8 protein-coding genes are annotated in these 8,038 nt (G+C 39.8%); 5 read left to right on the top strand and 3 right to left on the bottom strand.

Annotated elements, in window-relative coordinates:
* Nucleotides 1-281 (bottom strand): transposase (locus BLS35_RS21875; protein WP_175459623.1); only part of this gene is annotated, 281 nt, incomplete at its 3' end.
* 141 nt (nucleotides 282-422) lie between these two features.
* On the opposite strand from BLS35_RS21875, the gene BLS35_RS28225 reads away from it, so the two are divergent.
* On the top strand, nucleotides 423-1,496 hold the full coding sequence (locus BLS35_RS28225; protein ID WP_090785558.1) for a GNAT family N-acetyltransferase: 1,074 nt from the start codon (nucleotides 423-425) through the stop codon (nucleotides 1,494-1,496).
* Here BLS35_RS28225 and BLS35_RS21865 read toward each other — a convergent pair.
* Complete coding sequence (locus BLS35_RS21865; RefSeq protein ID WP_090785557.1) at nucleotides 1,493-2,029, bottom strand: GNAT family N-acetyltransferase; 537 nt, start codon at nucleotides 2,027-2,029, stop codon at nucleotides 1,493-1,495. The genes BLS35_RS28225 and BLS35_RS21865 overlap by 4 nt on opposite strands.
* Nucleotides 2,030-2,174: 145 nt before the next feature.
* On the opposite strand from BLS35_RS21865, the gene BLS35_RS21860 reads away from it, so the two are divergent.
* The 4 genes from BLS35_RS21860 to BLS35_RS21845 all read left to right on the top strand — a co-directional run bounded on the left by BLS35_RS21860 (nucleotide 2,175) and on the right by BLS35_RS21845 (nucleotide 7,701).
* On the top strand, nucleotides 2,175-2,729 hold the full coding sequence (locus tag BLS35_RS21860; RefSeq protein WP_165973373.1) for an RNA polymerase sigma-70 factor: 555 nt from the start codon (nucleotides 2,175-2,177) through the stop codon (nucleotides 2,727-2,729).
* Nucleotides 2,730-2,836: 107 nt separating this feature from the next.
* The gene (locus BLS35_RS21855) at nucleotides 2,837-3,808 is read left to right on the top strand and encodes a FecR family protein (protein ID WP_090785555.1); all 972 of its coding nucleotides are present in this window, start codon (nucleotides 2,837-2,839) and stop codon (nucleotides 3,806-3,808) included.
* 102 nt (nucleotides 3,809-3,910) lie between these two features.
* Complete coding sequence (locus BLS35_RS21850; RefSeq protein WP_090785554.1) at nucleotides 3,911-6,604, top strand: TonB-dependent receptor; 2,694 nt, start codon at nucleotides 3,911-3,913, stop codon at nucleotides 6,602-6,604.
* Entirely contained in the window at nucleotides 6,604-7,701 is a 1,098-nt protein-coding gene (locus BLS35_RS21845) for a PepSY-associated TM helix domain-containing protein (RefSeq protein WP_090785553.1), read from the top strand. The genes BLS35_RS21850 and BLS35_RS21845 overlap by 1 nt, the downstream gene beginning before the upstream one ends.
* Here the strand turns inward: BLS35_RS21845 and BLS35_RS27580 are convergent.
* Entirely contained in the window at nucleotides 7,621-7,980 is a 360-nt protein-coding gene (locus tag BLS35_RS27580; protein ID WP_132226042.1) for a hypothetical protein, read from the bottom strand. The genes BLS35_RS21845 and BLS35_RS27580 overlap by 81 nt on opposite strands.
* Between the last annotated feature and the right edge of the window lie 58 nt (nucleotides 7,981-8,038).

Here is an 8,038-nt window from a genome sequence, read left to right as displayed (position 1 = left end):
CACATGAAATGAATGTTTTGCTGAGCCTGCTCTTCCAGCTTACGGGAGGAATACGTATTACTCAGGTAACCATAGACCAACAGTTTCAACATCAAACGGGGATGGAAGCTGGAGGCTCCGCCTCCTTTATATTTACGGTTGATCGGTTTAACATCTACCTGATCGACAACCTGTTTAACGATCCGAACCGGATGGCCTAAAGGCACTAACTCTTCCAGGCTATAAGGTAAAAATGTCGCCTGATCCGGATCATAGGGCTTAAAAACTACTTTTCCTGACATGACTTTAAATTACAAAAATTTCACATCAAAAAAAAGAAGCTGCCTCACTTTTGAGACAGCTTCTTTTCAATTAGTTTTTATTCTGCTAATCTGTTGGAATCAATAGAATGGATACTTATTTTGTCCCAATTTTATTAAACTATGAACTTTAGAGAAGCAACAGTTGAAGATATAGCACCAATTCATGTGGTTAGAAATGCTGTAATCGAAAATAAATTGTCAAATCCTGATTTGATTACGCATAATGATTATGTAGAATTTTTAACTGTAAGAGGAAAGGGCTGGGTATGTGAAATTGATGGACAAATCGTTGGGTTCTCTATCGCTGATTTAGAGGAAGAAAATATCTGGGCCTTGTTTCTATTGCCGGAGTTTGAAGGAAAGGGTATTGGAAGACAATTGCAGGATTTAATGCTGAGTTGGTATTTTTCTAATGAAAAGGACAATGTTTGGTTAGGAACCAGCCCTAAAACAAGGGCTGCGGAATTTTATCGGAAATCTGGTTGGATAGAAAATGGAAACAACGGCCAGAAAGAGATTAAATTTGAAATGACGAAAGAGATATGGATGAACATAAAAAATATTAAATCTGAGTTTTGGGAATCAGCCTTTGGCGAAAAACAGGAGATGTGGGGCTTCGAACCATCAAATTCTGCCGTATTAACGAAGGACTTTTTTATCCAAAACTCGGTAAAAAATATTCTGATACCAGGAATTGGCTATGGGCGGAATGCACAAATTTTTAAAGAAAATGGAATAGCTGTAACAGGGATTGAGATTTCAAAAACTGCCATTGAAATGGCGAGAAAACACTACGGAACAGACATGGTTATCTATCATGGCTCTGTAACTGATATGCCTTTTGATCAAAACGAATACGATGGAATATTTTGTTACGCTTTAATTCATTTATTGGACAGTAGTGAAAGGAATAAACTAATTCTCGACTGCTATAATCAATTGTCAGAGAATGGCTATATGGTCTTTACAGTTATTTCGAAAGCGGCTCATACCTATGGGCAAGGCAAATTTGTTAGCAAGGATCGCTACGAAATATTTGATGGAGTAGATATGTTCTTTTATGATAGGGAATCAATAAAATCAGAGTTTGACAAAGCAGGATTGTTTGAAATTACAGAGATCAATGAGAGTCAGCCATTCTTTTTAATTAAATGTAGGAAATCACTCGTTATCTCTGCGCCTTGTCCTATTTAATGCTGAATTGCATTTGGGAACCAAGCCATTGGAATATCCGCCTCAAATGATGTACTGTTATTGCTAATCCTTTTTTCAAATCTCCCTTCAATTTTAAACCCAAGTTTTTCATATAATTGAATAGCTCTTGAATTTGTTTCTCTGGCAATCAGTTCAACTCTTAAAATTTCTGGCCTGTTGGATTGAACATCATCGAGCAAGGTCTGAAAAAGCTTTTTGCCTAGACCTTTGCCTTGATAGTCGGGGTCTACTGCAATTGTAAGTTCGCTTAAAATATGTTTAAAAACCGCGGGTTCTAATTGATAACAGTGGATTTCAGCTATAATTCTATGTTCATTTAATTTATCAACTACGACAAACTGGAGGCCATTTTCAAATGATTTCTTACTAAAGTTCTGTACATACTCCTTTGTGATCTCTACCTCAGTCCGGGCAAGGCCTCCAAGTACCTTACTTACGGTTTTGTAGAGGTCAAAAATTTTGTCAGCGTCTTTCAGCTCAGCTCTTCTGATATATAATTGATTGGCGTTCATTTAATGGAGCTTAATTTGCAATTTTGTTTATGCCACGAAGTTAAAAATAACATTTAACTCAGATGAAGATCCCTGAAAAATAAAACCATTATATTATTTAGATTCATTCCAATTAAATACTTAGCTTTGGGCAAATTTAATCATTGTGCCTGGATCTCCTACAATTCAAGACCGACACCCTCAGTCTGCTGTTCACCAGTTGGACGAGCAAGGCTTTGCATATGTCTACCGGAATTGTTGGAAAAGCGTCTTTGGTATAATTTTTCATTATACACGCGATGAAGAAATTGCTGAAGAAATCAGTCAGGATCTATTTGCCTCAATTTGGGAGCGCCGGGAGAAGCTCATCATTAAAACAAGCATTGAACAATATTTAAATCGGGCAGCCAAACTAGAAGCTTTTGAATATCTGCGTACCAGTAACAGTCACCGGCTGCATATCGATTGCGCGCTGCAAAATCTATGTGGCAGCCGAAACTGTACAGAAGAGCAGGTGTTTTTCAACGCACTGAAAGGAAGTCTGGACGTATTGGTAGATGAGCTACCATGCCGCTGCAGAGAAGTGTATCGCTTAAGCCAGGAGCAGGGTATGAATAATAAATCGATTGCTGCTGCCTTGTTGATCTCAGAGAAAACAGTGGAATATCACCTTTATAAAGCAATGAGTTTTTTAAGAAATAATTTGAAGGAATTCAGGTAGTTACCAAATAATGTAACCTCAAATAGTTTTTTTTTTAAAATCCGCCTAGGAGAAATGTCGACTTATCCGGCTTAACGTATATAGGCACATCAGTTTGCCTGGGAGTTATGAAGATTACAAAGGAACTTATTGAGCGTTACCACCAGGGGCAATGTAGCCCGGAGGAGCAAGATATTGTTGAGCAATGGCTAGATTCGGATGAGGTGGAAATGAGCTTTCCGGAAAATGCGGATTTGAACGCTATGGAAGATAAAGGCTGGAAGAAAATTTCAAGTCGTTATCACATTCCTGAACCACTAGAACCAAGAAAAGTCGTTAAATTATACAATTACCGGATAATCTTGCAGTTTGCAGCTTGCATCATGTTGGTGCTGTCAACTTTTTTTTACGTAAATACAAAACTTAAAAACGAGAATCATAATCCTACGCTGGCTTACAAGGAAGTAAAGACACTTAAAGGACAGAAACTAAGCGTATCACTGCCTGATGGAACAATCGTCTGGATGAATGCGGAAAGTATTTTACGGTTCCCTGTAAGTTTTAAAGGTCATCTCCGAGAACTAGAATTTAGCGGCGAAGCTTATTTCAATGTGGCTAAAGATCGATCGAAGCCTTTTGTGATCCATACCGCAAAAACCAAAGTTCAGGTGCTGGGGACCAGGTTTAATTTAAGAGCCTTGGTAGCTGAAACGGCGACATCAGTAGTCGTAGAGGAAGGTAAAGTTCAATTTAGTGGAAATTCTGGTAAACAGCAGCAGATCCTGACTGCGAATAACCGCGGTGTGTTTGGAACAGATGCTTCGGGGGCTTTTTCTATGAAAACTGAGCTGGTGCATGCAGGCAAATATACTGCCTGGAAAAATAACGAGTTGCTATTTGACAATCTAACAATGGACGAGGTGGCCCAGGTGCTTGAGCGCTGGTACAATGTGAAAATTACGATTAATAGGCCGGAATTACGTAAGGAGCGTTACACAGGAAGTTTTAACAACCCAGCGTTAAGCCAGGTGTTGGAAAGTATGGGCTTTGCAGTAAAGTTCAATTACAAGCAGCATGGACAGGGATTTGTTCTCTACTAATCATTCAATCCAATTTTAAAAATAAACCCGGTTTCGGTCGGCAAACTTCATACCGGGCTATTGAAAAATCAATTCATCATTAATTTAACAACAAACAAAAGTATGTACAAAGGATGTACCCAAAAGAAACAATTCGTAAAATTTCTGCTTTTAATCTGCAGTATCCTATATCTGCCCTACAGCAGTTATGCGCAGCAAAATGCAATACTAGAAAAACCAGTGACATTGCAATTGAGCAATGTAAGCCTGGCTGATGCTTTGAATGCCATTGCAGAGGCTACAGGTGTGCGCTTTTCCTACAGCAGTACACAGTTGAATGTGCACAAGAAAGTACGCGTAGACTTCAAACAAAAGTCGTTAAAGGATGCGCTATCAGATTTGCTGGGCAACCAACTTAAAGGGATCAGTGTAAATGGGATGCAGTTGACCATCCAGACTTCCAGTGGAAAGGGCAGAATTAGAGGTACAGTAAAAACCAGGGATGGGAAAGCTGCCGAGTTTGTTACTGTAGGCATTAAAGGCTTAAAAAGTGCCCAGGTGGATGCCAAAGGTAATTATGTCTTAAAAGATATAGAAGCTGGAACTTATACCTTAGTTGCCACTTTTGTAGGCTTAAATGCACAGCAAAAAGAAGTTCAGGTCATGGCTAACGAAACGCTGAATGTGAATTTTGTATTGAGCGAGAATAACCAGCAACTAGAAGAGGTGGTAGTCAATGGAGGAAGTACCAATAAATTCTCTGTAAAAAAGACGACCACTTCAGCCAAAATGCCACTGGGTAACCTGGAAAACCCTCAGGTATATACCACCATTCCAAAGGCTTTACTTAGTGAATTGATGATTACCGACTTCAGTACGGCATTAAAGAACAGCCCTGGGGTGTATAAAATTCAGGGGAGTCGAGGAATCAACACTGATGGTGCTTCTTATTATGTGATGCGCGGTTTCCGAACAGAGGCTTCTTTGATAGATGGTGTTCCCGGACAAACTAATGGAGAGATCGACCCTGCCAATATAGAAAGAGTGGAATTGATTAAAGGTCCCTCAGGAACATTATTTGGTGGGGCTGTAATCTCTTTCGGTGGTTTGATCAATATTGTTACCAAAAAGCCTGTCGATACCCTTGGTGGTGAATTGGCATATACCACGGGTAGTTATGGTTTAAATCGCATTTCAGCAGATGTTTACGGTCCGGTGAATAAAGATAAGAAGTTGCTTTTCAGAATGAATGCCGCTTATCAAAACCAAAATAGTTTCCAGGATGCAGGTTTCAGAAAATCAACTTTTATAGCTCCTGCAGTTGAATATAGGGCAAGCGAACGGCTCAATCTGAGTATAAGTGCTAGCTTTTACCAATCAGAAGGAACCAGCTCTTCATCGATCTTTTTGAACCGGGTACGTCCATTTATCGCCACCACGCCAAAGGAACTGAATTATGATTGGAGTCGCTCTTTTAACAGCAATGATCTGACCATGAAAAACCCTACAGTAAATATCAGAGGGCAGATTACTTATAAGCTTTCTGATCAATGGACTTCACAAACCATCTATTCAAACAATAGCCGTCGATCGGATGGTTTTTACCAATATGAATTTGTCCGTGGGGCGACTTCCGATGAAATGTTGGAACGCAATATATCGCTGCAGAATTCAGTAAATACTGCCAGCGATTTACAGCAGAATTTTATTGGAGATTTCAAAATTTTTGGACTACGTAATAGACTGGTTGCTGGTCTGGATTACCTGAACCAAACAATAAACAACGACAATTCACCTTACATTGTATTTGACAATACCAGCGGCATAGTGGCAGACGCGAATTATGTAAAATTATCGCGGGCAGCAGTAGAAGCCAGATTGGCTGCAAGTACCGCTGCACCAACCAAAAATAATACTAAGAGTAATATCTATAGTGTTTATGCATCTGATGTGCTGAATTTAAGTGATCGCTTAATCGCTATGCTGAGTTTGCGTGTGGATCGTTTTCAGAATCGAGGTACGCGTAACCAGGCAACGAATACATTGGTCGCAAATACTACTTTTATGCAGACTGCTATATCACCTAAGTTTGGCCTTGTTTACCAGATTTTAAAAGACCGCTTGTCACTTTTTGGCAATTACATGAATGGGTTTATGAATGTGGCACCAGTTACTCAACCAGTTTCTACCATTTCAGGTACGTTTAAACCTCAGCATGCCAATCAGTTTGAAGCGGGTGCTAAAATGGATTTGTTGGATGGTAAGCTCAGCTTTACGGCAAGTGTATACGACATCAAGGTGGATAACCTGACGCGTAATGAAGATATGGTGGTAGATGGCGTTAATTATAATGTGACGGTTCAAAATGGTACACAAAAAAGTAAAGGTGTAGAGATAGAATTGATCACCAGTCCATTGGAGGGCTTGAATATCATTGCCGGATATAGTTATAATGATAGCAAACTCATTAAATCTACGCCTGCACTCGAAGGAAGAAGACCGGCTTCTGCGGGCCCTAAAGATCTGTTCAATAGTTATGTAAGTTATCGTTTGCCGGCTGGGGAACTAAAAGGTCTTGGCCTGGGCTTGGCTTGTAATTATGTTGGAAAGCATTTAACCTCAAATTCAGCAGTGACTGGTGTGTTTACTTTACCTTCTTATGTACTATTAACCTCTACTGCTTTTTATGATACCCCACGTTACCGGTTGAGTTTGAAGGTTGAAAATATAACAGATGAATTGTATTTCACTGGACAAGGTGTGTTAAGCGTGCAAATGCCTAGAACCTTGGCAGCTGGTGTTACCTTTAAGTTTTAATGTTGAAGATTAAAAAAATAATAGGACAAATTCACCTCTGGCTCGGACTCGCTTCCGGGCTAGTGGTGTTTATATTGGGAATCACAGGGGCCATTTATGCGTTTTCGGATGAAATAAAAGAGCTGATTTATCAGGATCGATTGCATGTAAAGGTTTCTGTCGGAGCAGTACGTCTGCCTTTGAGCCGATTACAATTAATCGCAGAAGAAGCGATGGGCAAAGATCGGAAGATCTCGAGAGCGGAACTTTCTCAATCACCAGGACGAACCTATATGTTTAGGGCAATGAAACTGAACAGGAAGGCTTTTGGCTATTGGAATTATTATCAATATTATGAGAAGGTTTACCTGAATCCTTACACCGGGCAAGTGGTATTTAAGGAGAATGCCAAAAGGGAGTTTTTTACAGTGGTTTTGGCTTTACACATGAATTTGCTACTAGGCGACAATGTTGGACACTTTATTGTGCGCTGGTCGGTGGTTTGTTTTGTGATTTTGTTGCTTTCAGGGATTGTGCTATGGTGGCCTAAGAATTGGAAGCCTAAGCAGTTAAAGAAAAGTTTCAAGGTAAAATGGAACGCAAAATTTAAAAGGCTGAATTATGACCTGCATAACGTCTTGGGCTTTTATAGTTTTGTGGTATTGATGGTGATTGCATTGACGGGACTGATGTGGTCTTTTAAACTGACTACGGAAAATAAGGCTAAGGCGTTGTCTGATACGACACAGGTGTCGAAGATTATGCCAAATGACCTGATCCTGGATCAGGCTTTGAAGTCTTCGCCTAAAACTGCTTATTTCTTGTATAATTTCCCTTCTGTGAACAGTGGGACGGTAAATGTTTCAGCTTACCAGAGTGAAATGCGTTTGTATGATCGTGTACAATATAAATTCGATCGGTACAGTGGACAGTTGCTGGAGAAAGGAGATGCTTTTGGACAGCTTTCTGTAGGGGCTAAGGTGATCGCCATGAACTATGACCTGCATACGGGTAGTGTACTGGGTGTTTTTGGAAAATTACTGGCGTTTTTGGCTGGACTGATTGCCGCTGGTCTGCCTGTTACTGGTTTTTTGATTTGGTGGAGACGAGGGAAGTAACTTTTGAAGTTCATCACCAAGAGATTTCATACTGTCCTGGACAGACTTTAAGTCCTTCACAACTCTTAATACTGTATCACTATGCATCACGACTACTTTATTCTCTTTGCGATACATCCACCATTCAGCCACAAACATTGGCATTTTCTCTTCAGGCTCACCAACTAATTCAGTTACTTTATCCTTAGTCATCCCCTTTGAAATAGAATCAAAAGATTTTGTTTTATAACATGCAGTCAACCCAATAGTTGCAACTAATATTAATAGCGCCTTTTTCATGACGTAAAGATAATGAATTAAATAAGAGCGCTTGACTCCAGGACAGGCATCAGTCCTC

This window comes from Pedobacter sp. ok626, from assembly GCF_900100435.1.
GTDB lineage: Bacteria > Bacteroidota > Bacteroidia > Sphingobacteriales > Sphingobacteriaceae > Pedobacter.
Note: the sequence above shows the minus strand (reverse complement) of the source record. Positions and strands in the feature narration are given on the sequence as shown.